Below are 25,363 nucleotides of genomic sequence, written 5' to 3' on the forward strand. Positions count from 1 at the left end.
AACGGAGAACTCCGGGCGGGCAGTCGGCGACGAAGCAGAAACCCTCACGGCGCGAGCCGTAAGAATCCCCCTCCTTCAGGAGGGGGAGAAGTCAAAGGGAGCGCAGGTCGGACCGGAGTATGGGGCGTCAGGCTTCGGTGACCCGTGGGGTCGGGCGGGGAGTCGGAGTTCGGCCCAGACCGTCTTGCGTGGGGGCAGGCCCGGGGCCACTCCCCAGCGGTCGGCGAGGGCGGCTACGAGGGTCAAGCCGCGGCCGACTTCGCGCTCGGGGGCGGTGGGCTGGGGGTCCGGGAGTCGGTCACCGCGTGTGTCGGTGACTTCGATACGGAGGGTTTCGCCGACCACGTACAGCAGGAGCTGGAAGCTTCTGCCGGGGACGCGGCCGTGGGTGGCCGCGTTGTTCGCCAGTTCGGCGACGACGAGCCTCGCCGGGTCCAATGGGGCGCCCCAGGTGCGGAGTTGCTCGGTGGCGAGCAGACGGGCGAGGCGGGCGCCGCGCGGGGTGGGGTGGGGGACAGCAGGATGCTGAAGTTCTGAATCACGTCACTCAGCGTGGCCGAACGCGCCTACCGTGATGAGTGATGACGCCGGTACGTAGAGCGACTGTCCAGGGCTTGTCCAGAGGTGTCCAGGCTGTCCAGAAGGCGTGCGGGTAGGGGCGTTGCGGCACGGTCGTACGACGGAGGGGTGCGGGATGTCGGTGGACGCGGAGGTTGGACGGCTCAGGAGCGAGGCGGACGAGCCGGGTTGGGAGGTGGATCCGGACGATGACTGGGGTGTGGCCGTCATCGCGACCGTGGGGCGGCAGTTGAGGCTGCGGCGGGAGGCGGTGGGGATGCGGGTGCCCGAGTTCGCGAAGGCTGTCGGGTACGGCGAGGATCTCGTCTACAAGATCGAGGGCGGGAAGCGGATTCCTCGGCAGGAGTATTTGGACAAGGCCGACGGGGTGTTGGAGGCGGATGGGCTTGTCTCGGCGGCTTGGGAGGACGTGAAGAAGGTCCGGTATCCGAAGAAGGTGCGGGATCTGGCCCAGATGGAGGCGCGGGCCGTCGAGATCGGGGTGTACGAGAACAGCAACATCGCAGGTTTGTTGCAGACCGAGGAGCACATGAGGGCGCTCTTCGGTGTGTGGCTTCCCGCCTACTCGGACGAGGAGACGGAGCGCATGGTGGCCGCGCGCATGGCTCGCCGTTCGATCTTCGAGCGGTCACCTGCGCCGACGCTCAGCTTCGTCCAGGAAGAGGCGACGCTCCGGCGGCCGAACGGGGGCAGAATGGTGTGGCGTCAGCAGCTTGAACGTCTGCTGGAGCTGGGAAGGTTGCGGAACGTGTCGATCCAGGTGATGCCAACAGACGTCGAGGACCACTTCGGCACGGGCGGCCTGATCGAGGTGCTGAAGTTCTCTGACGGTACGGCTGTAGGGCGTTCTGAGGGGGCGTTCAACGGTCGGCCCGTGACCGATCCGAAGCAGATCCGCATCCTTGATCTGCGCTATAGCATGATCCGGGCCCAGGCGCTCACGCCCCGAGAGTCGCGGGCTCTCATCGAGCAGATGCTTGGAGAAACATGAGCGGCAACCCCATCACCAGGGACGGCTCCACGCTGGCGTGGTTCAAGAGCAGCTACAGCAGCAGCGGCGACGGCAACTCTTGCGTTGAGGTCGCCACCACCTCCGGCACCATCCACGTCCGCGACTCCAAGTACCGCGACGCCAGCCCGCGTCTCGCGCTGGCGTCGGGGGCTTGGGCGGACTTTGTGGCGTACGCCTCGGGGAGCTGAGAAAACGTGATCCGCAAGGTCTCCGCCGGTGACGCCTCCGAGCTGGCGTGGTTCAAGAGCAGCTACAGCAGCGGTCCCGACGGCGACTCCTGTGTCGAGGTCGCCGCCACCCCCGGCACCATCCACATCCGCGACTCCAAGAACGCTCGGGGTCCCCGCCTGGGCTTCGCCCCGGAGACGTGGTCGGACTTCGTGATGTATGCGTCCGGCAACTGCCTCAGGAGTTAGGTTCAGTCGGGCTCGTGCGTTAGATCGACTTTCAGGACCTGATGGGGGCTGCGGTCTTTCAGGGGCGGTTGAGCAGAACCGAAGCCGTTTCAGGCCGGGTCTCTCCCGGCGCCGCGATCGCCCCCCACTCGTCCGAATCAGCAGCATGGGTAACTCCCCTTTGCCCGGCTGCGGTATCACCAACCCTCGTGGCCGGCAGGTGTCACGGCTGCCACGCGGAGACCACATCCCGTGGCCCCCACACCAGTCCGACTCCGCCGGCCGCCACCGCGGCCGTCGTACCGGACAGGGAAACGACGGCCAGGCTCGCCGGGTCCGCGGCGAATCCGGGGATCTCGGCGGACCCCTGGGCGAGGGCGGTCAGGTCGCCCTGGTCGAAAGGGGTGGCCAGCCACTTCACGGAACCCGCGAAGAACACGGTCCCGGCCACGGGGGCACGATCGCTGCCGACCAGGTCGATCTCCGGTGAGAACCGGCGGTTCCACCAGCCTCCGACGACTTCCGTGCCGGGCCAGGGGAAGTCCTCGCAGACGGCGGCGAGTTCGAGCGCCTCTCGGACGAGCGGTTCGACGGCCCGGCCTCGCCAGGCGGTCCACCGGCGTTCCACCACCCGATAGGCGGCGTCGGAGCGGCCTCGCCTGGAGAGTTCCTGCGCGGAGCGCGTGGCGGCGAGATAGAGGCGCAGGCTGGTGTCGGAGATGCGGTGGAGGGCGGGCTTGCCGGGCTTGGTGGAGAGAGGTTGATCTGAGGCCAGGACCCGTTTCTCGTCGGTGAGACGGCGCAGGAGAGGCGACAGCACTCCGGACGGCAGAGCTCCGCTCTGGCTGCCTGCCGTTGCCGCGATGTTGGCGTGTGTACGGTCGCCGCTGCCCACCGCCTCCAGGACACGTCGCGCCTGGTCCGGGGCGGGGAACTCGGCCATGAGGGTTGCTTCGGGGACACCGAAGAGCGGCGAGGCCGGGTCGGCGCACTCCGCCTTGACGAAGTCGAGCGCCGGGGTGCCGTGCGGCCAGGCGCGCAGGATGCCGGGCAGGCCGCCGGAGACGAGGTGCGCGTCGATGGCGTCCGCCGCGTCCAGCCCCAGTGCCTCTCCCACCTCGGCCGGATTGAGCGGGCCCAGGACGAGGCTGTCGGCGCGGCCGTAGAAGGGCCTGTCGTAGGCGGTGAGCCGCTCCATCATGTGCAGATCGCTGCCAAGTAGGAGCAGGAGCACCGGACGGGTGGCCAGCAGCCGGTCCCAGGCGGTCTGGAGTGCTCCGTCGAACACGGGGTCCTGCTCGGCGAGCCAGGGCAGTTCGTCGAGTACGACGATGCAGGGTGTGGCGGGGAGCGCGGAGGCGAGGGCTCGGAAGGCGTCGGGCCAGTTGAGGGGAGCGGCCTTGGGCACGAGCTCCGGGTCCGCCGGGAGCGAGGACTCGCGCAGCTCCGTCATGAAGTCGGCGATGCCTTCCAGAGCGGACGCACCCTTGGTCGCCGTGAAGAAGACATACGGCAGCTCCGCACGGTTGCAGAACTCCTGCACCAGCCGCGACTTCCCGACCTGCCGCCTGCCTCGCAGGGCAACCGCGCTGCCCACCCCCTGTGACCCGACCCGGTCCAGCCGCTTCTGCAGCAGGGCCAGCTCGGTGCGACGGCCTACGAAAGGAGTGGGCACGGGGGACTCCGGAATGTAGCTCCACTTTACGTAGATTCATTCTACATAGGAGATGCCATGCGGGGTCGCTGCTATGCGGGGTCGCCGCCGAAGCGCTCCTTGTAGTTCTCCAGGTCCTCGTCGGTCAGCTTGGCGAAGAGGACCGGGGGGACGGTGAAGGGGGTGCCGGCGGGGACGGCGGTGAGGGCGCGGGCCTCGGCCGCGCTCACCCAGGTCGCCGTGTCGCCCTTGAGGGAGAACGCCCGGCGCATGGCGGCCGCCGACGACGGGATGAACGGCTCCGAGACCACCGCGTAGAGGTGGATCAGGTTCATCGCCGTACGCAGGGTGAGGGCGGCGCCGTCCTTGTCGGTCTTGATCTCCAGCCAGGGGGCCTTCTCCTCCAGGTAGGAGTTGCCCGCGGACCACAGGGCGCGCAGGGCGGCGGCCGCCTTGCGGAACTGGAGGGCCTCCATGTGCTGCTCGTACTCGGCGAGCAGCTCGGCGATCTGCTCGCCCAGCTTCGCCTCCGCCTCGCCGGCCTCGGCGCCCGCGGGGACTTCCTCGCCGAACCGCTTCTTGGAGAAGGACAGGACGCGGTTGACGAAGTTGCCGAGGGTGTCGGCGAGGTCCTTGTTCACCGTGGCGGTGAAGTGTTCCCAGGTGAAGGACGAGTCGTCCGACTCGGGGGCGTTGGCGATCAGGAAGTAGCGCCAGTAGTCGGCGGGGAGGATCTCCAGGGCCTGGTCGGTGAAGACGCCGCGCTTCTGGGAGGTGGAGAACTTTCCGCCGTAGTACGTCAGCCAGTTGAAGGCCTTGACGAAGTCGACCTTCTTCCACGGCTCGCGGATGCCGAGTTCGGTGGCCGGGAACATCACGGTGTGGAAGGGGACGTTGTCCTTCGCCATGAACTGGGTGTAGCGGACGTCGGTGTCGACGTCGTACCACCACGACTTCCAGTCGCGGTTCTCCGGGTCCAGGTCGGACCACTCCTTGGTCGCGCCGAGGTACTCGATCGGGGCGTCGAACCAGACGTAGAAGACCTTGCCCTCGGCCGCCAGCTCCGGCCAGGTGTCCGCCGGGACGGGGACGCCCCAGTCCAGGTCACGGGTGATCGCGCGGTCGTGCAGGCCCTCGGTCAGCCACTTGTGGGCGATGGAGGAGGCCAGGTGCGGCCACACGCCGTCGTGGCGGGCGACCCACTCCCCGACCTCGTTCTGGAGCTTGGACTGGAGGAGGAAGAGGTGCTTGGTCTCGCGGACCTCCAGGTCCGTGGAGCCGGAGATCGCGGAGCGGGGGTTGATCAGATCGGTGGGGTCGAGGACACGGGTGCAGTTCTCGCACTGGTCGCCGCGGGCCTTGTCGTAGCCGCAGTGGGGGCAGGTGCCCTCGACATAGCGGTCCGGGAGGAAGCGGCCGTCGGCGGGCGAGTACACCTGGCGGATCGCCCGCTCCTCGATGAAGCCGTTCTCGTGGAGCTTGCGGGCGAAGTGCTGGGTGATCTCGACGTTCTGCGGGGAGGAACTCCGGCCGAAGTAGTCGAAGGCCAGCGCGAAGCCGTCGTAGACCGCCTTCTGCGCGTCGTGCGCCTGGGCGCAGAAGTCCGCCACGGGCAGGCCCTGCTCCTTCGCCGCCAGCTCGGCCGGGGTGCCGTGCTCGTCCGTGGCGCAGATGTAGAGGACCTCGTGGCCGCGCTGGCGGAGGTACCGGGAGTACACGTCGGCCGGGAGCATGGACCCCACCATGTTGCCCAGGTGCTTGATTCCGTTGATGTACGGAAGGGCGCTGGTGATGAGGTGTCGAGCCATCGCGGGGCTGCTCCCAGGTCGGGTCGGTCCGGTTGGTTTTCTTGGTGCTTTGCGAACCTTGAAATCGTAGCCGACATGGGTGGGCCGCCCGCTTCCCGTTTTACGGGGTGGGAAGGGGCGGCCCGGGTGTGATCTTCGTGGGTGGTGCGAGGCGGTTCGAGGCTTTCGGGGTTACGGGCGCCAGGTGGCCAGGATGCCCTCGTAGATCTCCGCGTCCGTGAGCTCCTTCGGGGCCTCGCCGGCCAGGAAGTGGGACGTGTTGGCCAGCTTCAGCTTGCGGAGGTAGTCGAAGGCCTTGTTCTCCGGGTCACCGAAGGCGACGAAGGAGAAGAAGACCTCCGGGTGCTTCTTCGCCGCGTCGGTCAGGGCCTGGGTGGCGGGGGTCTTCGCGTCCGGGGCGCCGTCGGTCTGGAAGACGACCAGGGCGGGGGTGCCGGGGGCTTCCTTGCCGTGGTTCGCGAGCACGGCCTCCACGGCGGCGTGGTAGCTGGTCCGACCCATGCGGCCGAGGCTCGCGTGCAGCTCGTCGATCTTGTTCTCGTGCTCGGCGAGGGTGAGCTCGCCGGTGCCGTCGAGCTCCGTGGAGAAGAAGACGACGTGGACCGTGGCCTCGGGGTCGAGGTGGGCGGCGAGCGCGAGGGTCTGGTCGCCGAGGGCCTGGGCGGAGCCGTCCTTGTAGTACGGACGCATGGAGGCGGAGCGGTCGAGGACGAGGTAGACCTTGGCCCGGGTGCCGGTGAGGCCGAGCTTGTCGAGCGCGGTGCCGGCGGACTTGTACGCGGTGAGCAGGCCCGGGGGGAGCGCGGCGGCGGGGGCCGCGTCGGTGGGTGCGGCTGGTGCTGTGACCTCGGCTTCGGCTTCGACCTCGGCTGCGGCTTCGTCGTGCGCCGCGACCGGCTTCGGCTTCGGCTCCGGTGCGGTCGGCTCGGGCTCGGGCGTGACCTCGGCCGTCGCCTCGGGCTCGGGGGCAGGGGCTTCGGCCGCCGCCACCGGCGCGGGCTGGTCGGCCACCGGCTCCTCGACGACGGGCTCCGCCGTGACGGGCTCTTCGGCAGCCGGGGTCTCGGCGACGGGCTCCGCCGTGACGGGCTCCTCAGCAGCAGGCGTCCCGGCGACCGGCTCCTCGGCGACGGGCTCTGCCGTGACGTCCTCTTCGGCAGCCGGCGTCTCGGAGACAGGCTCCTCGGCCACCGGCTCGTCGGCGACCGGGGTCTCGGTGACCGGCTCCTCAGCAGCAGGCGTCTCCTCGGCGACCACCTCTGCGGCGACGGGCTCCTCCGCGACCGGCGTCTCCGCGACGGCTTCGTCGGCAGCCGACGTCTCCTCGGCGGCAGGCGTCTCCGCCACGGCTTCCTCAGCGGCAGGCGTCTCCGCCACGGCTTCCTCGGCGGCAGGCGTCTCCGCCACGGCTTCCTCAGCAGCAGGCGTCTCCGCCACGGCCTCCTCGGCGACCGGCGTCTCCGCCACGGCCTCCTCGGCGACCGGCGTCTCAGCCACGGCCTCCTCGGCGACCGGCGTCTCAGCCACGGCCTCCTCGGCGACCGGCGTCTCCTCGCGGGTCTCCACCGGTTCTGCCGGTGCGGGCACCGTGACGTTGTTGAAGGCGGCCGAGACCAGCTCGTGCTCGCTGCCGTCCGACTTGTCTGACTTGTTGGACTTTGCGGTTCCCTCGGAGTCCTCTGTCGCGTCCGGTACCCGCGGTTCCGGCACCTGCGCGGTAGCGACCGGCTGCGGTTCCGGGGACGGTGACGGGACGGTCACCTGCGGTTCCGGCGCGGGAGTCGCACCCTCTGCTTCGGCGGTACGCCCCTTGCGTGACCGGCCGAACGCATTCCGCAGGAGAGTGAGAATGCCCATGTGCGCAACCCTTCGCGTGAGTTGATGCCCGTAGATCCCTGGCCAGGACGGACACGTAAGGTTAGCGGCCCCAGATGGCGATCTTGGGGAGGGGCTGACACCGAAGCCCCTCGTCCGTCAAGGGCTGCATCGCGCCGAGTCCGGGCGGAGGCCCAACTTCGGTACAGCTACCTCTGGTTCACCTGTAGTTCACGCGGTCGCCCCGCTCCCGCACAAACGTGCCCCTAGCGTCCCCCACGCTGCATTCAAGGGGAAGTAAAGGGGAGAACGAGACACCATGCGCATTCCGTTGCCGATCATCAGGACGAACAGCGACTCGCACCCGGGCGGGCGGGCCGCCCTGACCTGCCGGTTCCGCTGTGGTGACGCCTGTTTCCACGAGGTGCCCAACACCACCACGAACCCGTACGTAGGTGACGTCATCGCCGAGGCCGTCAGCCGCCGCACGACGCTGCGCGCCGCCGCCGTCGTCACCGCGGCCGCCGCCGTGAGCGGCACCGTCACCGTGGCCGCGCCGAAGGCGGACGCCGCCGAGGCCGCCGCCGTGTCCGAAAGGACCGGGTCCTCCCGGGGTGCCCGCGGTCTGCGCTTCAGCCCCGTCGCGCCGAACACCGCCGACACCGTGACCGTCCCGGGCGGCTACGCGCAGAACATCGTCATCCGCTGGGGCGAGCCCATCCTGCGCGGTGCGCCCGCCTTCGACCCGGAGAACCAGAGCGGCGAGGCCCAGGCCCAGCAGTTCGGGTACAACAACGACTTCCTCGCCCTGCTTCCGCTGCCGGGCGAGCGGAACCGGCAGATCCTCGTCGCCAATCACGAGTACACCGACGAAGTGCTCATGTTCCGTGGGTACGACGCCGCCAACCCGACCAGGCAGCAGGTCGAGGTCGCCTGGGCCGCGCACGGACTCTCCGCCGTCGTGGTGGAGGGGGACCGCGGGAGCGGGAGGCTCACCGCCGTATCCCGGCACCCGCTGAACCGGCGGGTCACCGCCACCAGCGAGTTCAGGATCACCGGCCCCGCCGCCGGCTCCGACCTGCTGAAGACCTCCGCCGACCCCACCGGCACCAAGGCCCTCGGCACGCTCAACAACTGCTCCGGCGGTGTCACCCCGTGGGGCACCACGCTGCACGGCGAGGAGAACTTCAACCAGTACTTCGCCAATGCCACGCGGGCCACGGACAAGCGGTACGGGCTCGGGACCGGGGCGACCGAGCGCAAGTGGGAGCGGTTCGACAAGCGGTTCGACGTCGCCCAGGAGCCGAACGAGTCGCACCGGTTCGGGTTCGTCGTCGAGCTCGACCCCTACGACCCCACCTCCAAGCCGCGCAAGCGCACCGCACTCGGCCGCTTCAAGCACGAGGGGGCCACGGTCCGGCTGACCGAGGACGGGCGTCCGGTCGTCTACTCCGGTGACGACGAGCGCTTCGACTACTTCTACAAGTTCATCGGCAGCAAGCGGATGAAGAAGGGGTCGAGCCGGGCCGTGCGCGAGCACAACCTCTCGCTGCTCGACGAGGGGACGCTCTACGTCGCCAAGCTCACCGGTGACTCGCCCGCCATCGAGATCGACGGGAGCGGCAAGCTTCCCGCCGACGGAGAGTTCGACGGCAGCGGTGAGTGGATCCCGCTGGCCACCGCGACCGCCGACGGTGCCGTCTCGCACGTCGAGGGGATGACCGCGGACGAGGTGTTCGTGTTCACGCGTCTGGCCGGGGACAAGGTCGGCGCCACCAAGATGGACCGGCCCGAGGACATCGAGCCCAACCCGCACACCGGCAAGGTGTACGTCGCCCTCACCAACAACACCAACCGAGGTGTCGGGTCCAACGCCAAGACCGACGAGGCCAACCCGCGCAACGCCAACAAGCACGGTCAGGTCCTGGAGCTGACCGAGCGCTGGAACCGCGCCGACAGCAAGAGGTTCGCCTGGACGCTGTTCCTGGTGGCGGGCGACCCGGAGGACCCGGCCACCTACTTCGCCGGGTTCCCGAAGGAGGACGTCTCCCCGATCTCCTGCCCGGACAACGTCGCCTTCGACTCGTACGGCAACCTGTGGATCTCCACCGACGGCAACCAGCTCGGCTCGCACGACGGCCTCTTCGGCGTCGCTACGCGCGGTGAACGGCGTGGTGAGCTCAAGCAGTTCCTGACGATGCCGAACGGTGCCGAGACCTGCGGCCCGGTCATCCAGGACCGCCGTGTGCTCGTCTCCGTGCAGCACCCGGGCGAGATCGACGGCGCGACGGCCGAGAAGCCGCTGAGCGCCTGGCCCGACGGAGCGGGGAAGATCAACCGGCCCGCGGTCGTCGCCGTCTGGCGCAAGGACGGCTGCGACATCGGCGTCTGAGCCGGTGTCGGTGCCCGTGTCGGTGCCGTTACGGGAGTGCTGGGACCGGCGGCTGCCGCTCGCCGTCGTGTTCCAGCCATTCCCGGTACGCCGGTGCCTGCCGTGCCGCCTCCCAGTACGCCTCCTCCAGCGCGGGGTAGACGCCGTCCAGGTCCGTCTCCGTACGGGCCGCGAGGAACAGCCGTACGCCGAGCGGGTCGCCGCGCAGGCGCCGTACCGCCATCGTGGGGCTGTCGGCGTGGGTCGGCTGGCAGACGGCGACGACCTCGCCGGTGGCGACCAGGGCGTCGGCCGTGTAGTAGTCGCCGTGCAGGACGTGGGGGCTGACCCCGGCCGTGCGGAACATGCGCTGCACGGCGTCCCACTCGCCGTCCACCGTCGGGTCGACCATCCAGCGGTCGTCGGCCAGGTCGGGGAGGGTGACCTCCGCCTTCGCCGCGGCCGGATGGTCGGTCGGCAGCGACACGAACTGCGGCTCGCGCTCCATCAGCACACGGAGCCGGAGCTCGGGTGGGATGCGCAGCGGGGAGCCCTCCACCTCGTGCACGAAGGCGACGTCCAGCTGGCCGTCGGCGACCATCCGGAGCAGGGCGTTCGGGGAGACGTTCATATGGAGGGACGGGTCCTGGCCGTGACCGCGCAGCCGGCGCAGCCAGCCAGCCAGGGCCTTGCTCGCCGTCGAACCGACCCGCAACTGCGGACCGCCCACCGCGGCCGCCCGCGCCTCCGCGACCAGGGCGCGCATATCGGCCACCAGCGGGCGGGCGCGGCTGAGGACCAGACGGCCGAGCGGGGTGGGGCGGCAGCCGGATCTCGCGCGCACGAACAGCGCGCCGCCCAGTTCCTGCTCGATCCGCCGCAGTTGCGTGCTGAGCGATGGCTGGGCGACGCCCAGCTGGCGGGCGGCCCGGTGCAGACTGCCGGTGTCGGCTATGGCGCACAGCGCGCGGAGGTGTCTGACCTCAAGGTCCATGCCCTCGGAGACTAAGGCGCGACAACGCGTTTCACCAGCCGCACAAAACCCCCCGGACCCCTGCCAATTGGGGCCCTGATAGGGCCGTGCTATCACCGATTGCCATCATCACAGCGGCCCCACAGGCGCCGACACTCGCCTTGACGACTCACCCCCCACCTAGGAGTCATCAGTGCGTATGTCCATGACCGCCCGTACGGCGGTAGCAGCAGGTCTCAGTGTCGCGGCCCTCGGTCTGGGTACGGCGGCTCCGGCGACGGCGGCCCCCGTCCACGCCGGCTACGTCGCCAAGTCCGCGGAGTCCGACGCCAGTCGGGCGTTCTTCGAGGCGGTCCTGCTGTCCGTCGCCGAGAAGCGCGCCGCGAACCCGAGCGCCGCTGCCGTCACCGTCACCTACGACGCCTCCGCGGCGCCGACGTTCAGCGCGCAGATAGCCCGCAGCACCCAGATATGGAACGGTGCTGTGTCCAACGTCAAGCTCCAGCAGGGCTCGAACGCCGACTTCACCTACCGCGAGGGCAATGACTCGCGCGGCTCCTACGCCTCGACCGACGGTCACGGCAACGGCTACATCTTCCTCGACTACCAGCAGAACCAGGAGTACGACTCGACTCGCGTCACCGCGCACGAGACGGGGCATGTGCTGGGGCTGCCGGACCACTACGAGGGGCCGTGCAGTGAGCTGATGTCGGGCGGCGGGCCGGGTACCTCCTGCACGAACTCCGTCCCGGACGCGAACGAGCGTGCTCGCGTGAACCAGCTGTGGGCCAACGGGTTCGCTGCCGCGATGGACAAGGCGCTGGAGAAGGTCGGCCGATAGGGCTTCTCGGTTCCACCCCCCACATGGCGCGGTCGCCCCCCTGCACGGGGCGGCCGCGCCGGCTTTTTTGGGCGCCTGACAGCTCGGGTGGTCTCTCTTTGTGGGCGGCTGCGGGTTGTGGGGGGCTGGTCGCGCAGTTCCCCGCGCCCCTGGGGCGTTGCCGCGCAGGCGCCCTGAAACAGGCGCCCCAACCTCTAATGAGGCGAGGCGATTGATCGTGCTGCTGCGACTTCCTGGCGTAGAGGCTCCAGGACGCTGCCCGCCGGGCCGGTGAGGTCGGTGCGGACCTCGTACAAGGTCTCCGCCTCCCGTACGCCCGCCGCCAGTTCCCGCAGCTGGAGGGCCACCTGGGTCACCTCGGCCGCCGAGGGGGGAGCCGAGCCGTGTTTCACCCTCACCCGGGCTGCTGTCGTCGCGTCGACGATGCGTTCCACGGCGACCACCAGGGGCCACCAGGCAGCCGCCCGCCGGCCGGTGGGCGGGGGTTCGGTCAGGGCGCGCTGGAACTCGGTGCGGATGGCGGAGAGGTTGCGGTAGAGGCGGCGGCGCATGCGGGCGCGGGCCGGCGGGTCGACGGCGTCCGGGCCGAAGGCGCCCTCCACGTAGCGGGCCGTGTCCTCCACCGCGTCCGCGAGCCGGTCGCCGACCCGGGTGTGCCAGCTCTCCGGCCAGAGGAGATATCCGGCGACGAGCGCGATCGCGCAGCCCATGAGGGAGTCGACGAGGCGGGGCAGCAGCAGGGCGGTGCCCTGGCGGTTCAGGACGTCGGACAGGAGCAGGATCACCGGCGTGATGGCGGCCGTCTGGTAGCCGTAGCCGCGCGGGGTGAGCGCCGGGATCAGGGGTGCGAGCAGGAGCAGCACCGGTACGTCCCACCATCCGCGCGGCACCTGTGAGAGCACGGCCGCCGCGATCACCAGCCCGGCGACCGTGCCGAGGGCGCGCAGCAGGGCGCGGGAGAAGACGGAGCCGAAGTCCGGCTTGAGGACGAAGGTGATGGTGAGGGCGACCCAGTAGGAGCGGGCGACCGGGATGATCGACACCAGGGTCTGGGCCAGTCCGATGCACAGGGCGAGGCGCAGGCCGTAGCGCCAGGAGGCGGCGGAGAGTGTCACGTTGCGCAGGGCGCGGGCGGCGCGGCTGCTCAGCGCGGCCGGGCGGCCCAGGCGGTCGTCGATGCCGCGCGGGTCGACGTCCGGGCTGGCCACGACCTCGGCGGCGTGCCGCAGGGCATGGTCGACGGCGCGGGCCGTTTCGGTGGTCGGGGTGGGGAGTTTCAGGCCGGTCGGGCCGGTGTAGCCGGTCTCCACGGCGGAGGCCAGGTGCCGTACCGCCTGCGGGACCTCGGGCGGGAGGGGGCGGCCGCTGAGACGGGCGGCGGGGGCGGCCTCCACGACCGGGGTGATGGCGTTCAACTGGGCCAGCAGGCGGGTGAGTTCGGGACTGCGGCCGTGATGGTGGGCGCGGTGGGCGAGGATGATGTCGTACGACTGGTTCAGGGACTGCGTGACGGCGTGCCGGGCGTCGTCGTAGGCCAGGGTGGCGCCGGGGCTGTCACTGCTTCCCCCGGCTGCCAGCAGCTCGGCGACCGTCCGGTAGGTGTCCGCGACCGCGGCCCGCTCGGGCACCCCGGACCTGAGCGGCCAGGCGAGCAGGGCGAGGAGCAGGACGAGCAGGCCGCCGCCGGACATCAGCAGCGGTGCCAGCCACCAGGCGCCCGGCATCGGAAGGCCCGCACCGACCACCGAGGTCAGCAGCAGCACCAGGCCCGCCGCGGAGGCGACCGCGCCGATCGTCGAGATCATCCCGGAGACCAGCGCGACGCCGGTGACGGCCGCGACGGCGACCCAGCCGTGCCCGTACACCGCGGCGCCGAGGGTGATGCCGACGGCGCCGAAGAGCTGGGGGATGGCGATGGTGGGGATGCGGACGCGGTAGGCGGCGGCGGTGTCGCTGATGACGCCGTTGAGGGCGCCCATCGAGGCGAGGGCGCCGTAGAAGGGGCGGTCGACGGCCAGTCCGACGGCCAGCGGGAGGGCGATGGCGATCGCGGCGCGGACCGCGGCCGGCCAGTTGACGGGGGCCGGCTGGGCCCGGAGGTTCCGCACCAGCCAGTCGGGAGGTGTGAGGCCGATGGGGAACTCGCGGGACATGCGCCCCATTATGAGCACCCCTGTTCAGCGCGGCGTCGGCCTCATCCGTCTCATCCGCGCCGGTGAAGCGTGACCTCGACGAGCAGGGCGCGGTGGTCGGTGTCCGCCAGGTCGAGGAAGCGGGCGGTGCGGGCGGAGAGGTCGGTGGAGAGGAGCACATGGTCGATCTGCGCCCCGAAGGCCGGGGTGGTGCGGGCCGGCCAGCTGGGGTCGCGGCCGTGGCCGGTGAGCCGGGCGGCGTCGCGCAGTCCGGTGTCGAGGACGCGGCGGAAGGCGGCGTGGTCCTGGGAAGCGTTGAAGTCACCGGCGAGGATGACGGGGGTCCTGCCGTCGCTGCCGACGCTCTCGGCGGCGAAGTGCCGCAGCTCGCCCAGTTCCCGGCGCCACAGGTCGACGTGTCCGGGCAGCGGCGGCATGGGGTGCGCGAGCTGGAGCCGTACGGCGTGCCCGCGCACGTCGGCGACGGCGCCGGGCATGGCCATGGTGCCGGTGACCGCTTCGGCCGCGGCGAGCGGGAAGCGGCTCAGGATCACCGACCCCGCCGAGCCCGCGGCCACCTGTGCCGCCCGGTGCGGGTAGTCGGTGCCGAGGGCCTCCCTGAGCCTGGCGTCGCAGGTGTACTCGCACTCCTGGACGAACACGAGGTCCGGCCGTTCGCGGCGGACGGCGGCGACGAGGGCGTCGGTCGCCTGCCCGAACTCGACGTTCGACGTCAGCACCCGGAAGGAGGCGAGCGGGCGGCCGCCGGGCTGACCGGTCTTCCCGTACGGCTCGATGAACCATGCCAGCAGCCCGAGCAGGACGACGGCCCACACGACGCCGGACCACCAGCGCGCGCCCACGGCGAGCAGCAGCCCGAGGCCGGTCGGCACGAGCAGCCACGGCAGGAAGGCGAGGAACTGCGGGACGGGGGTGACGCCGTCGGTGTCGGCGGCCCGGCAGCCGACGACCACGCTGACGGCCAGGAACAGCAGTCCGGCCGCCCACGCGCCGAACCGCCGCCCTGCCCGTCGTCCGTGCCTGCCGTCCGGGTGCGCCGTCCACTCGGCAGCCGCAGTGTCCAAGTCCCGGCCTTCCGATCATGGGTGGGATGCCCGAATCCTCCCTCAAAGACGGGGGTCACGGGGGGAAGGTTGCGCGGGTGGGGTCCCGGCGGTGCGCGCCGATGCTCCCCCCGCCCGCTCCAGGGTTCGGCATGTTTCCCGCTCCGTAGACCCAAGTCATGTCAGGTGGTGTACTCCAGCTCCGTGACGGCTGCACGACGGACCAGACGTGCAACCTCTGCCATGTCCAGCTCGCCGAGGAACGTGATGAGCGCGCTCCTGGTCTCGCTCAGCCGGTCGGCCAGCACCGGCTCCTCCAGATCGTTTGGCAGGATCACGCGCCGGAATTCCGGCTGCTCGATCGCGCGTGCCAGGAGCTGTTCGGCGAGCCAGAGCGGGGTGCGTTCCCTGATGGCGAAGGTCAGGTGCAGGCTTGGCTCGGCATAGCCCAGGGCGTGAGGATTGTGGACCCAGCCCCGGGGCAGCAACAGCGTCTGGCCGGCCATCAACTCGATCGTCAGGTCCGGTCCTGCCGCCTCCCACTGCGGGATGAAGTCCTCGTGCCACACGCGAAAGGACTCGTTGTACTCACGCATGGGAGCCGGGACCGGAGGCGCCCACAGGTTCCACGTCTTGAGGCCCGAGACCTGCACGATGACGGCCATCTGCTGGTCCCAGTGGTGCAGTAGTCCTTGCTCGCCCCCGGGGGTGAGGAATGCGTGCATGTAGTTCGAGTAGCCGGTCTCGTGCTGGATGCTCTGCGAGAGTTGCTGGAAGGCCGGGAGCCAGCGCTGTATGTTGCCCAGCCGGATGGTGTAGCCCTGGCTTGCCAGGAGGCGCAGCTTGGCCGCATCGGTACGCCCGTTCGTCAGGAACGCGGTCCGGTTGGAGGGGCCGGCCTTGATGACGGCGATCTCGCCCGGCGGCACACAGCCGGTGTCGATCAGTTCGGTGAAGGCGTCCAGGCTCATGGCCTTGTCCACCTCGGTCCGCCCGCGGTCGTACACGCGTGGCTCGTCGGGCCACGTGGACAGGAGGTCGGCTACTCCCTCGGGGGGCAGCAGTAAGCGAAGCGACATGAGGGTGTCTCCTCACGGTTCAGGAGGGCGGCAGCGGGCAGGCGAGGTGTGGGTGGAAGAGGTTCGGGCAACACACGACCGAGGCGGAGAACAGGTTCTGGGACCCGGTGTGGTGGACCCAGCTGATGTCGACTCCCCTTGGCAGGACGTCGAGGGCGCCAGCGACTTGCACCTCCAGGCTGACGTAGGCCCGCAGGCCGTCGGCCCGCTCGAACGGCGGGCTTTCCGTGTACTGCTGGCGGAGCCATTCGATGGCGTCGGTAACGTTCGTCCAGGTGCGGGCACGGGCGGCCTGTCCCTGCTTCAACAGCCAGTGCCCGGACATCAGCGGGGGCACCCCGCCAGTGGCGAACTCGGATGCGGCTTCGCGATATCGGGTGGCGTTCTCCGCGCCGGAGTCAGGCATGATCGGGTGCGGCGGCCGCCTGCCGCCTTCCTTGGAGTAGCGGTCAGGGGCTCCGACCCAGGGGCCGAAGCCGTGCCAGTGACCGTTCCAATTCTGGCTCGTGAGCTTCGGCTGTTCGGGTGCGGTGGTGGTCACAAGGCTCCTTCAGGACGGGCCGCCCCTGGGTGGCGGGACGGCCCGCGGTGTGTGTGCGGAGGGCGGGTCAGCCTAGAGCGCCAGGCACCGGCTGCGAGCCCAATTGAGGGCGAAGGAGTCGAGCTCCGCACCGGTCATGCGCAGCTCGCGGCCAGCCCCCTCGGGCTTGGAGTCACCGACGGCGAACGAGTCCGCCGTACCGGCGAGAGGGACAGTCGTCACGCACGTCTCGTTGTCGCCGCCGAGGTTGCCGCCGCACCAGTTCCGGGTCGGCGCGTCGGCGGCTGCCGACAGTTCGTACAGGTTCTGAGTGATGGCCATATCGACCTCCTGTGATCCTGCTCGGAGAGGCGGTCTCCGCACCGTTGTGCACGCGCCCCGACGATCGGTCTGCCGTTGTTCGCCAGGGCGAGTTCATGCGACGGCGGGGTGCCGCTGCATGAAGTAGGGGTGGGCCTGGTACATGAGGCGGTCGAGGCAGTCCGCGCGGGCGAGGAACGGGACGTGCCGGCCGTCCCACTGGACCAGCCCGAGACAGGTCATCGGCAGGCTGGCGCGCTCGCGGCCGGGCCAGCAGACTCCGGTGGGCCACTCCCGTTCGGCAAGTGCTGCCCTTCCTGAGTTTTGTTGGTGGCGGCAGATATCCAGGCTCCGCCCCCCCCGGGGGCGCTCCTGATCGGTCCGGGGCGGATCGGGATCTGTACCGCTGGCGCCGGGCGCTTGTCTCCGGCGCCAGGTGGTCGTTCATCTAGGAGCCAGATGGATTGGCTGACAGCTGTTCTCGCAGACCCACAGCGTGAAGATGAAGGTGCTGTCGTGGACCCGATGCTGGAGGTCGCCCCACCTGCGGCCGCTCGCTCCGAGGTGTCGGCCACAGCGTGCGCAGCAGATGGCTATCTGCTGCTTCAGGCTGAGCTGGTGGAGCCTCGGCATTCCGGCCGCAGGTGATGCGGCCCCTGCTCGCTCTGGTGCGGGGCCCTGTGTGGCGATGTGGCCGGTTGCCATCAGGCGCGGCGCACCTTGTTGGCGCACTTGGCATGGACGTAGCCCGCACTGAGGGATCCTCCGGAGGAACTGGCCGAGTCGGATGGCAGGGCCTCGTCATAGTCCTTGATCTCCGAGTGACAGGCCCGGCACACCCTGATGCCAGCGAGCGTGTCGCAGTGGTCGCACAAGGCCACGACGGATCGGGCCAGCCGCTTCACACGCTCGAACTCGCCGAGCGAACCGGGCCGCTCCGGCAATGCCAGGCGTCGACGAGCCTCGTCGACGCCTGCCTGGGCCGCCGCTGCGGGCACGGCGCCCTCAGGACGGCCGCTCACAAGCTTCGCGATCTGAGGGACAAGCAGGTCGTCCAGGAAGCTGCGGAAGTCCGTCTCAAATCCCTTGATAACCACGTGGGTGGGGGCGCGGACTGGGCGATGAACCATGTGGCCGCGGAGCGCATCGAACCGCTGCCGACGACTTGGTTCTCTGCTTCGGCGCGGGTGGCCTTCACTGGCCCACCGCCTGCTCAGCGTGACAACGCGGGCATTTGCATGCCGGGTACGAGTCCTGTATCGGCGGCTTCCACTCCGAATCCCGAACGTTCTCAGTACCGCTGTCCGTCGTGACGATGCCTTCCCGCGTCACGGTGTACACGCGGATCGTCATCTTGACCCTCGGCCGTGCCAGAGCCTTAACCTTCGGCATGTCGACGCTCCCTCTCGGGTTCGAGCGTTGGCCATCCCCGGGACCGTTCGCGCGGTCGCCGGGGCCTGATCTGTCATGCATCGAGGTTCGTCGCTGGCGTGCAACTCCGGTATAACCGGCAGGTGTTACCGAGGCGGTAAGACACTCGTTCCCTGCCCGGAACGGCGCAACGAAGCGCATACGATCACACCGGAAGTTGGCCCCATGGATGCCACCACCCCCGGCCCGCTCGCTCCCGAGGTCCTCGAACGAGACGACGTGAAGCGAGCCCTGGCAGAGCACGACTTCTCCGCGGCCTTCTCCCTCATCAAGAAGTGGGGCGGCCTGTCCCAGAACCGCATTGCGGTGGCCTGCCAACTGACGCCCGGCAAGGTCTCCACGATCATCAGCGGGCAGACGCAGGTAACCAGCTTCGAAGTGATCTGCCGCATCGCCGACGGGCTCCGTATCCCCGGGCGCATGGTCGGGCTCGCCGACCGGCCCTGGGAGAGACAGCCCGCAGCCCCGGACCTGCCAGCGCCGCCGACCATGCGGACATCCGCTCACGCCCACTGGGAACCCGTGGCCACGGTAGGCCTGGCAGCAGACCTGACCAGGAGCGATCTCGTGATGGACCGTCGCGCTGCCACGCGCGCCCTGGCAGGCGCCGCCCTGTCCGGGGCAGCCCTGCTCGATCCCCTGGAAAGCTGGCTCGGTGAGCCCGCATCAGCCCGTGAACCCGAGCGTCCCCGGGGCCGTCTCGGGCGACGGGAAGTCCGGGAGCTCGAAACGACGGCACGCGCCTTTCGCGCGTGGGACCACCAGTTCGGCGGAGGCCTGCGCCGGAAGGCTGTGGTCGGGCAGCTCAACGAGGTTGCGGGCCATCTCGAAGAGCACCAGGCAGCAGACATCGAGCGTGGCTTGTTCCGGGTCATGGCCTACCTCAGCGGCACGGCCGCGACGATGGCCTGGGACTCGGGGCTTCAGCGGCGAGCCCAGAACTACTACATGCTGGCGCTGCGCGCGGCACATGCAGGTGGCGCCGCCGCGTTCGGCGCCAACGTGCTGGCAGGCATGGCTCGGCAGATGCTCTACCGGGATCGTCCGCAGGACGCCCTCGAGCTCGTCCACCTTGCGCAGAAGGGCGCAAGGAAGACTGCCGGGCCCCGACTGCATGCCATGCTGCACACCCGGGAGGCTTGGGCCTATGCAGCTATGGGGCGCGCCGCAGCCTTCACACACGCGCCACCAAAGAGGCGACCGAAGCCCTCGCCGATGCCGACGACCCGGCGAAAGGTCCATACTGGATCTCCTACTTCGGCGACGCCGAGTTGGCCGGAGTCACCGGCGGCCGCCTGCTTGACTTGGCCCGCGAAGATCCGCAACAGCACGCTGAAGCCGCCGCAACCAGCATCCTTGGTGCCCTGGCGATTCGCGGCACCGAGGCGGGCCGAAGCTACGCCCTCGACCTGATCGGCCTGGCCGAGTGCCACTTCCTGATGGGCGACCTCACCAGCGCTGTCGAGTACACCCACCACGCCGCTGACGCGGCCGGGCAGACCCAGTCAAACCGCGTCCGTACGCAGCTCGCCCAGCTGTACCCGTACACCGTGGGCCGCTCGGCAACGCGTACGGTCGGCGAGGCGCGGGCGAGAATCCGCGAAGTCCTGTCGAGCTGAAAGAGCAAGGAGAGCAACGTGACCACGATCGCCGTCACTGGGCACATGGACCTGAACGAGGCCAGCGTGCCCCTCGTGCATGACGCCCTGCGGGAGACGCTGAAGCCGTACGCCGACGACCTGACTGGTGTCTCGTGCATTGCGAAAGGTTCCGACTCGATCTTCGCTGAGGTCGTCATCGAGCTCGGTGGCCGTCTCGTCGTGGTGATTCCGTCGAAGGACTACCGGCAGAACAAGGTCAAACCCGACCACGAAGAGACCTTTGACCGACTCCTGGCCGCCGCAACCGAAGTCATGGTGCTGGAGCACGAGACCGCGAACCGCTCTGCGTACGAAGACGCGAACAGGACGCTGCTGAAGCGGGCCGAGCGCTTGGTCGCGGTGTGGAACGGCTCGCCCCCGAGTCCCAAGGGCGGCGGCACCGCGGACACCATCCTGGAAGCGCGCGACGCCGGCCTGCCCGTCGATGTCGTCTGGCCCGCCGGGGCTGCACGCCGGGTATGACGGAAGGCCCCCTCCCGCCCAGGCGCAATCCAAGGGTCGTCGCAACACAGTGATCAACTGGCTGTGGCCAGAAGCTTGGCGAAACGCTCGGCTAGGGGAGGATGGTGTCGGCTCTCGTGGGGGGCACGGTCCTTTGGCTGTCGCCGCTCTGCCCACGGCGGACGGGGTGGACGGGCAGCCTTTCGGGCGTGTGCGTCACCGTACTCTGTGTCGGTCGTCGTCGACGCGCGCCAAAAACTCCCCCAGCGCCTCGTCGAACTCCCCCGCCCGCTCCAGGTTCGGCATGTGGGCCGCCCCCTCGATCACCCGCAGGGTCGAGTCCGGGAGGGCCGCGTGCATCGCCTCCGCGTCGGACACCGGGGTGTAGGCGTCGTCGGCGCCGACGACGACCAGGGCGGGGACCGTGACCCGGGTCAGCAGGTCGCGGTAGTCGGGGCGCTCGGCGCGACCGCGCAGGGCCGCCGCGGCGCCCTCGGGCGGGGTGGACGTCATCATGCGGTGGACGTGTGCCTTGACCTGGGCGTCGGCGTAGGGCGCGACCATCTTCTCCAGTACCTCGTCGGCGTATCCGCGCATTCCCTCGCGCAGGAGCCGGTCCGCCATGGCGCCGCGCGTCCGCTTGCCCTCCGCCGTCTCCGCCGCAGGGAAGGTGTCGGCGAGGACCAGGCCCCGGACGCGGCCGGGGAAGCGGGCGTAGCACTCCATGGCGATCTGGCCGCCCATCGAGAGGCCGGCGAGGACGAAGGTGTCCACCTTCAGGTCGTCCAGCAGGGCCTCGATGTCCCGGGCGAAGACGGAGAGCGGGGTGAGGCCCGGGACGACCGGGGAGGCGCCGTAGCCGCGCAGGTCGGGGGCGATGACGCGGCGGGTGGCGGAGAAGGTCTCGATCTGCGGGGCCCACATCGTGCGGTCGAAGGGGTGGCCGTGGACCAGGACAAGGGGGGTCGCGGAAGTGTCGACGCCTTTGTCCTCGTATGCGAGGAAGGGGCTCATGTGGACGACCCTAGATCGGCCCAACTGCTCGGTGCAATAAGATCTTTGCTCTCGGTGCAATCCGGGGGACCTGTGTCTGGGGGAGTTCGTGAACCGGATGGACGACTACCGGCGTCTCGCCGACCGCATGGCCGACGACATCGCCGCCGGGCGGCTCAAGCCCGGTGAACGGCTGCCCCCGCAGCGGGTGTTCGCACGGCGGCGCGGGATCGCCGGGTCCACGGCGGGCCGGGTGTACGCCGAACTCGTACGGAGGGGTCTGGTCGTCGGCGAGGTCGGCCGCGGGACCTTCGTGCGGGCCGCGCCGACGGGATCGGGTGAGCGCGCGCTGGTCGAGGCCGCGACCGCGGCGCCGGTCAACCTGGAGCTCAACTACCCCTGCGCGCCCGGCCAGTCGGAGCTCCTCGCCCCGGCCCTCGCCCCGCTGCTGCGCCCCGATGTCCTGGCCGAGGCCCTGCAACCGGCCGCGGCCACCGGCACGCCCGAGGCCCGTCAGGCGGCGGCCGCCCTCCTCGCCACCCCGGGCTGGCGCCCCGCCCCGGGCCGCCTCGTGTTCACCGGCAACGCCCGCCAGGCCGTCGCCGCCACCCTCGCCTCCCTGGTCCGGCCCGGCGGCCGGCTCGGCGTCGAGGCGCTGACCTACCCCGTGGTCAAGGAGATCGCCGCCCGGCTGGGCATCACCCTGGTGCCGCTGGCCGGCGACGAGGAGGGCCCGCGCCCGGAGTCCGTCGCCGCCGCCCACCGCACGGCGCCCCTGGCCGCGCTCTACCTCCAGCCGACCCTGCACAACCCGACGTCGGTGACGACGAGCCCCGCACGCAGACGCCGACTGGCGTGCGCGGCAGCCGACTTGAACATCCCCGTCGTCGAGGACCGCATCTGGTCCTTCCTCACGGACGACGACCCCCTCGCCGTCCACGCGCCCGGCCTCACCCATGTCGTCGACGGCCTCTCCAAGCGCGTCGCGCCCGGCCTCACCGTCGGCTTCGTCGTCGTACCGGAGGAACGCGTCGAGGCGGTGGCGGCGGCCGTCCGCTCCGGTGGGTGGAGCGCGGGGCGGTTCGCGCTGGCGGCGGCCGTGCGGTGGATCGGGGACGGGACGGTGGAGCGGCTGGTCACGGCGAAGCGGGCGGACGCGGCGCGCCGGCAGCGGATCGCCGCGCAGGAGCTGCGCGGGTTCACCGTCCGGTCCGACCCGCGCGCCTATCACGCCTGGTGGGAGCTGCCCGCCCCCTGGCGCGCGGACACCTTCACGGCCGCCGCGGCCGCGCGGGGCATCGCGGTGACACCGGGGCCCGCCTTCGCGGTCGATCCGAACCGCACCCCGGACGCGGTCAGGCTCGGGCTCGGCTCGGTTCCTGAGCCGGATCTGCGGCGGGCGTTGCGCCGGCTCGTCGGCGCCGTGCGAGAAGTCCCGTCAGGCGGCAGATGAGGGCGACGGTCAGGCCGAGGGCGATCAGCAGCCAGGACACGTCGCGCAGGGTCGCCGTCAGGGCGTCGTAGACCGCGCCCGCGGCCGGGCGGTGGGCCGGGTCCGGCAGGTCGGCCAGGGTGAGCCGGCGGCCGATCGCCACCGCCAGGAGCAGGAAGGCGCCGCCGAGGGCCGCGCCCAGTGCGGTGGCCGTGACCGCGCGGCGGCGGCAGGCGGCGATCGCGATGCCGGCCGAGGCGAGCACCGCCGCCGAGACGGGCAGCCAGAAGCCGGCGACTTCGAGCGCCTCGTACCCCTTCCGCAGGCGGTGCACCTCATGGGCCGGGAGCAGCGCGACCTCGGTGTGCTCGACCGGGATGTGGTGCGCCAACGGCACGTGGTCCCGGGTGAGCCGGCGCTTGATCTGGGCGGTGACGGGGGCGAGGTCGACGGTGACCGCCCGCTCGCGACCGTCCTGGAGAGCGCTCAGCACGGCGTCGTGGACCACCCTGTTGCCCGCTTCCCACGCCGTCCGGAAGGCATCGGTCCGGGTGAAGGAACGCACCGCGTCCTGCGCGAAGGGCCGCACGGTGCCCGGCTCGGGCGACGTGGGGGACGCCGGGGCCGCGTCCATCCGGTGGTCGATCTCCCGCATGATCCCGGCCCCGACCGTGTCCGCGACCGCGCCCTGCACGGCCGGATCGGCGGCCAGCGGCGCCATCGCGGTGAGATAGCGCCCGGTGTCCGCCAGCCCGTACGTCACCCATGCCGCGAGCGCGCCGAACGGCACGAGGAGGCACGACAGCGCGATCAGCGCTGCCGACAGGGCGTTCCGCAGCCGGGTGAGCACCCTCTCAGGCAAGGATCACCGGGGCGTGGACGCCAGTGATGTGCCTGCATACGGCCGCACGATTCCGCTCTCCGGTGGAGCGTTCACCCGAACGGGTGTCTCATGGATCACAGGAGCACGGGTGGATGAAGGGATGAAGGGGAACGGGCCGGCCCCGGCGCCATCGGCAGCCGGGGCCGACCCGTGCACGTCAGGCGAGACGGTGTCCCTGGGCGTCCTCGTGCGTGTAGTAGCGGTAGAACAGCACGACGAAGCAGACCGCGCCGATCGCCAGCCCCATCAGCGAGGACCTCAGGACCGACGCGTCGGTCTGGCTGTACAGGAACCCGAACGTGCCGCCCCCGAAGGCGCCCCACATGATGGCGTGGACCTCGCGGATCATGCGTGCGGCGACGTACCGCACGGCGACGTAGAGCACCATGAAAGCGATCGCGGTGACGAAGCCGAAGAGCAGGTTCCAGCCCGTGATCTCGCCGCCGGAGCGCCGGTTCGCCGCGGCCCAGTAGCCGTAGACGAGACCGAGGACGACCGGTACGGCCACGCTCATCACGCGGTGGGTGCGCGCACTGAACACATCGGGCAGGCCCCTGGTGCCGGCCGTGCCCGGTCTCGCCGTCACCGCCCGCCTGCCGGGCGCGGGTGCCGCATGAGCCATGAGAGCACTCCTCTCTCCTCGCCCCGCCATCCAGGGCACACCTGAAGCGGGCCGCAGGCAAGTCGGCACCCGGATGCGGCTCGCTGAACGGCGTGTTTGGCTGAGGCCCATGAGGGCCGTCAGCGGCGGGGAGGCCGGCCCGCGGGGCGAGGGCGCCCGCCGGCCGGAGCTGCTGCGCGTACGCGGTCGCAGTGTCGCCTGGGTGCCGCCGCTGCTGCTGCTCATCGGCATCGTGGCGGTCGACTTCAGGACCAGCAGCGACTTCCGGATCCTGTCCTGGATCGTGCTGGTGCCCGGTATCGCCGCCGCGATCTGCGGGGTGTGGGGGACGGCCGCGTTCGCGGTGCTCGCGCCCGCCACCTACCTCGCCGCGGACGCCGCCCTGCCGCACGAGTACCAGGCCGGCCTCCCCGACCTCGTCCTCGCCGGCATCGGCGGTGTCCTCGCCACGCTGGCCTGTGTGGTCCGGGTCCGCGGTGAGCAGCGGATGGTGCACATGCGGGACGTCGCCGAGACCATCCGCCGCACCGTGCTGCGCCCGCTGCCACCGGGCTGGGGCGGCCTCGACCACGCGGCCGTGTATCTCGCCGCCGACAGCGAGGCCAGGGTCGGCGGCGACTTCTACGACATCCAGACCGGCCTGTACGGCACCCGCGTCATCCTCGGCGACGTCCAGGGCAAGGGGCTGGCGGCGGTGGAGGCGGCGGCCGCGCTGCTCGGCACGTTCCGGGAGGCCGGCTACCACGAGCCGGACCTGACGACGGTCGCCGAGCGCCTGGAGGTGCGCATGCAGCGGCAGATCCGTATGCGCAAGGCCCTCGGCAGCCAGGACGGCGACCGGTTCGCCACCGCCGTGCTGCTCGGCTTCCCCGAGGGCGAGCAGGACGCGCTGGACGCCGTGGTCCTCGGCCACGAGTGCCCGCTCGTCGTCGGCCCCGACGGCGTACGGTCCCTGCCGCCCGGCCACGGCCTTCCCCTCGGTCTCGGCGAACTCGACCCCGCCGACGGCCCGCCGCCCGTGCACCGGGTGCCCCTCCGTCCCGGCGAGACCCTGCTCCTGACCACGGACGGCGTGACCGAGGCCCGCAACGACGACGACGTCTTCTACCCGCTCGCCGGCGAGGTCGCCGCCGCCGTCGCCGCCGACTCTGACCTCGCCCAGCCCCGGCGACTGGTCGCCTTCGTGCGGGACGGCACGTTGCGCCACTGCGACGGGCATCTGGCCGACGACACGACGGTGTTCGCGGTGCGGCGGAGGAGAACTGGTGTGGGGAATACGGACGGAATCGGGCGTAAAGAGTCCTGAGATCCCGCTTTGCAGCCGCAGCGGTTACGG

24 protein-coding genes and 1 pseudogene are annotated in these 25,363 nt (G+C 70.7%); 10 read left to right on the forward strand and 15 right to left on the reverse strand.

Annotated features, from left to right (window positions below; translation table 11 throughout):
- Nucleotides 1-75 precede the first annotated feature (75 nt).
- Nucleotides 76-551 (reverse strand): annotated as a pseudogene (locus ACFU95_RS34005) (ATP-binding protein).
- A 143-nt stretch (nt 552-694) separates the two neighbouring features.
- Between ACFU95_RS34005 and ACFU95_RS34010 the strand changes: the two are divergent.
- From ACFU95_RS34010 to ACFU95_RS34020, 3 genes are read left to right on the forward strand one after another with little or no spacing between them, the layout of a single operon-like run.
- Entirely contained in the window at nt 695-1,570 is an 876-nt protein-coding gene (locus ACFU95_RS34010) for a helix-turn-helix domain-containing protein (protein WP_383835789.1), read from the forward strand.
- On the forward strand, nt 1,567-1,779 hold the full coding sequence (locus ACFU95_RS34015) for a DUF397 domain-containing protein (protein WP_383835791.1): 213 nt from the start codon (nt 1,567-1,569) through the stop codon (nt 1,777-1,779). Before ACFU95_RS34010 ends, ACFU95_RS34015 begins: the two co-directional genes overlap by 4 nt.
- A 6-nt stretch (nt 1,780-1,785) precedes the next feature.
- The gene (locus ACFU95_RS34020) at nt 1,786-2,007 is read left to right on the forward strand and encodes a DUF397 domain-containing protein (protein WP_383835794.1); all 222 of its coding nucleotides are present in this window, start codon (nt 1,786-1,788) and stop codon (nt 2,005-2,007) included.
- A 202-nt stretch (nt 2,008-2,209) separates the two neighbouring features.
- Here ACFU95_RS34020 and ACFU95_RS34025 read toward each other — a convergent pair whose 3' ends face one another.
- The 3 genes from ACFU95_RS34025 to ACFU95_RS34035 form a co-directional block, all read right to left on the reverse strand.
- A complete protein-coding gene (locus ACFU95_RS34025) occupies nt 2,210-3,661 on the reverse strand; it encodes an ATP-binding protein (RefSeq protein WP_383835797.1) in 1,452 nt (483 codons plus the stop codon).
- A gap of 71 nt (nt 3,662-3,732) precedes the next feature.
- A complete protein-coding gene (metG, locus tag ACFU95_RS34030; RefSeq protein WP_383835800.1) occupies nt 3,733-5,448 on the reverse strand; it encodes a methionine--tRNA ligase in 1,716 nt (571 codons plus the stop codon).
- 171 nt (nt 5,449-5,619) lie between these two features.
- The gene (locus ACFU95_RS34035) at nt 5,620-7,305 is read right to left on the reverse strand and encodes a VWA domain-containing protein (protein ID WP_383835803.1); all 1,686 of its coding nucleotides are present in this window, start codon (nt 7,303-7,305) and stop codon (nt 5,620-5,622) included.
- Nucleotides 7,306-7,582: 277 nt separating this feature from the next.
- Between ACFU95_RS34035 and ACFU95_RS34040 the strand changes: the two genes are divergently transcribed.
- Nucleotides 7,583-9,655 (forward strand): PhoX family protein, encoded by a 2,073-nt coding sequence (locus tag ACFU95_RS34040; RefSeq protein WP_383835806.1) that lies wholly within the window; start codon nt 7,583-7,585, stop codon nt 9,653-9,655.
- Between the two features lie 28 nt (nt 9,656-9,683).
- Here the strand turns inward: ACFU95_RS34040 and ACFU95_RS34045 are convergent, their stop codons facing one another.
- Nucleotides 9,684-10,628 carry a LysR substrate-binding domain-containing protein gene (locus ACFU95_RS34045; RefSeq protein WP_383835809.1) on the reverse strand — a complete coding sequence of 315 codons (945 nt, stop codon included), beginning with the start codon at nt 10,626-10,628 and terminating at the stop codon, nt 9,684-9,686.
- A gap of 178 nt (nt 10,629-10,806) precedes the next feature.
- On the opposite strand from ACFU95_RS34045, the gene snpA reads away from it, so the two are divergent.
- A complete protein-coding gene (gene snpA / locus ACFU95_RS34050; protein WP_383835812.1) occupies nt 10,807-11,448 on the forward strand; it encodes a snapalysin in 642 nt (213 codons plus the stop codon).
- Nucleotides 11,449-11,642: 194 nt separating this feature from the next.
- On the opposite strand, the gene ACFU95_RS34055 is transcribed toward snpA, so the two are convergent.
- The 7 genes from ACFU95_RS34055 to ACFU95_RS34085 all read right to left on the reverse strand — a co-directional run bounded on the left by ACFU95_RS34055 (nt 11,643) and on the right by ACFU95_RS34085 (nt 17,694).
- Nucleotides 11,643-13,601, reverse strand: a complete 1,959-nt coding sequence (locus tag ACFU95_RS34055) for an FUSC family protein (protein WP_383835815.1) — start codon at nt 13,599-13,601, stop codon at nt 11,643-11,645.
- A gap of 50 nt (nt 13,602-13,651) precedes the next feature.
- Nucleotides 13,652-14,665: an endonuclease/exonuclease/phosphatase family protein gene (locus ACFU95_RS34060; protein WP_383835819.1), complete on the reverse strand. Its 1,014-nt coding sequence runs from the start codon at nt 14,663-14,665 to the stop codon at nt 13,652-13,654.
- A 161-nt stretch (nt 14,666-14,826) separates the two neighbouring features.
- Entirely contained in the window at nt 14,827-15,723 is an 897-nt protein-coding gene (locus ACFU95_RS34065) for a JmjC domain-containing protein (protein WP_383835822.1), read from the reverse strand.
- Between the two features lie 19 nt (nt 15,724-15,742).
- Nucleotides 15,743-16,264: a hypothetical protein gene (locus ACFU95_RS34070; RefSeq protein ID WP_383835825.1), complete on the reverse strand. Its 522-nt coding sequence runs from the start codon at nt 16,262-16,264 to the stop codon at nt 15,743-15,745.
- A gap of 72 nt (nt 16,265-16,336) precedes the next feature.
- Nucleotides 16,337-16,585, reverse strand: a complete 249-nt coding sequence (locus ACFU95_RS34075) for a DUF397 domain-containing protein (protein WP_383835828.1) — start codon at nt 16,583-16,585, stop codon at nt 16,337-16,339.
- Between the two features lie 93 nt (nt 16,586-16,678).
- Nucleotides 16,679-16,807, reverse strand: coding sequence for a hypothetical protein (locus ACFU95_RS34080; RefSeq protein WP_383835831.1), 129 nt, complete (start codon nt 16,805-16,807; stop codon nt 16,679-16,681).
- A 461-nt stretch (nt 16,808-17,268) separates the two neighbouring features.
- A complete protein-coding gene (locus tag ACFU95_RS34085; RefSeq protein ID WP_383835834.1) occupies nt 17,269-17,694 on the reverse strand; it encodes a DUF6415 family natural product biosynthesis protein in 426 nt (141 codons plus the stop codon).
- Nucleotides 17,695-18,160: 466 nt separating this feature from the next.
- Between ACFU95_RS34085 and ACFU95_RS34090 the strand changes: the two genes are divergently transcribed.
- Genes ACFU95_RS34090 through ACFU95_RS34100 form a run of 3 tightly spaced genes read left to right on the forward strand, consistent with a single transcriptional unit; the run spans nt 18,161 to nt 20,118 of the window.
- Entirely contained in the window at nt 18,161-19,408 is a 1,248-nt protein-coding gene (locus tag ACFU95_RS34090; protein ID WP_383835837.1) for a helix-turn-helix domain-containing protein, read from the forward strand.
- Nucleotides 19,409-19,434: 26 nt separating this feature from the next.
- A complete protein-coding gene (locus ACFU95_RS34095) occupies nt 19,435-19,614 on the forward strand; it encodes a hypothetical protein (RefSeq protein ID WP_383835839.1) in 180 nt (59 codons plus the stop codon).
- 18 nt (nt 19,615-19,632) lie between these two features.
- On the forward strand, nt 19,633-20,118 hold the full coding sequence (locus ACFU95_RS34100; RefSeq protein ID WP_383835842.1) for a hypothetical protein: 486 nt from the start codon (nt 19,633-19,635) through the stop codon (nt 20,116-20,118).
- Nucleotides 20,119-20,313: 195 nt separating this feature from the next.
- On the opposite strand, the gene ACFU95_RS34105 is transcribed toward ACFU95_RS34100, so the two are convergent.
- A complete protein-coding gene (locus tag ACFU95_RS34105) occupies nt 20,314-21,111 on the reverse strand; it encodes an alpha/beta fold hydrolase (protein WP_383835845.1) in 798 nt (265 codons plus the stop codon).
- Nucleotides 21,112-21,208: 97 nt separating this feature from the next.
- On the opposite strand from ACFU95_RS34105, the gene ACFU95_RS34110 reads away from it, so the two are divergent.
- Nucleotides 21,209-22,543, forward strand: a complete 1,335-nt coding sequence (locus ACFU95_RS34110) for a PLP-dependent aminotransferase family protein (RefSeq protein ID WP_383836022.1) — start codon at nt 21,209-21,211, stop codon at nt 22,541-22,543.
- Here ACFU95_RS34110 and ACFU95_RS34115 read toward each other — a convergent pair.
- Nucleotides 22,446-23,372 (reverse strand): hypothetical protein, encoded by a 927-nt coding sequence (locus ACFU95_RS34115; RefSeq protein ID WP_383836025.1) that lies wholly within the window; start codon nt 23,370-23,372, stop codon nt 22,446-22,448. The two genes, ACFU95_RS34110 and ACFU95_RS34115, sit on opposite strands and share 98 nt — an antisense overlap.
- Before the next feature lie 190 nt (nt 23,373-23,562).
- Nucleotides 23,563-24,027 carry a hypothetical protein gene (locus tag ACFU95_RS34120; RefSeq protein WP_383835848.1) on the reverse strand — a complete coding sequence of 155 codons (465 nt, stop codon included), beginning with the start codon at nt 24,025-24,027 and terminating at the stop codon, nt 23,563-23,565.
- A gap of 109 nt (nt 24,028-24,136) precedes the next feature.
- Between ACFU95_RS34120 and ACFU95_RS34125 the strand changes: the two genes are divergently transcribed.
- Nucleotides 24,137-25,333 (forward strand): PP2C family protein-serine/threonine phosphatase, encoded by a 1,197-nt coding sequence (locus ACFU95_RS34125; protein WP_383835851.1) that lies wholly within the window; start codon nt 24,137-24,139, stop codon nt 25,331-25,333.
- The last annotated feature ends 30 nt before the right edge of the window (nt 25,334-25,363 follow it).

It is taken from the genome of Streptomyces sp. NPDC057623 (assembly GCF_042800355.1).
In the GTDB taxonomy this organism is placed as follows: Bacteria; Actinomycetota; Actinomycetes; order Streptomycetales; family Streptomycetaceae; genus Streptomyces.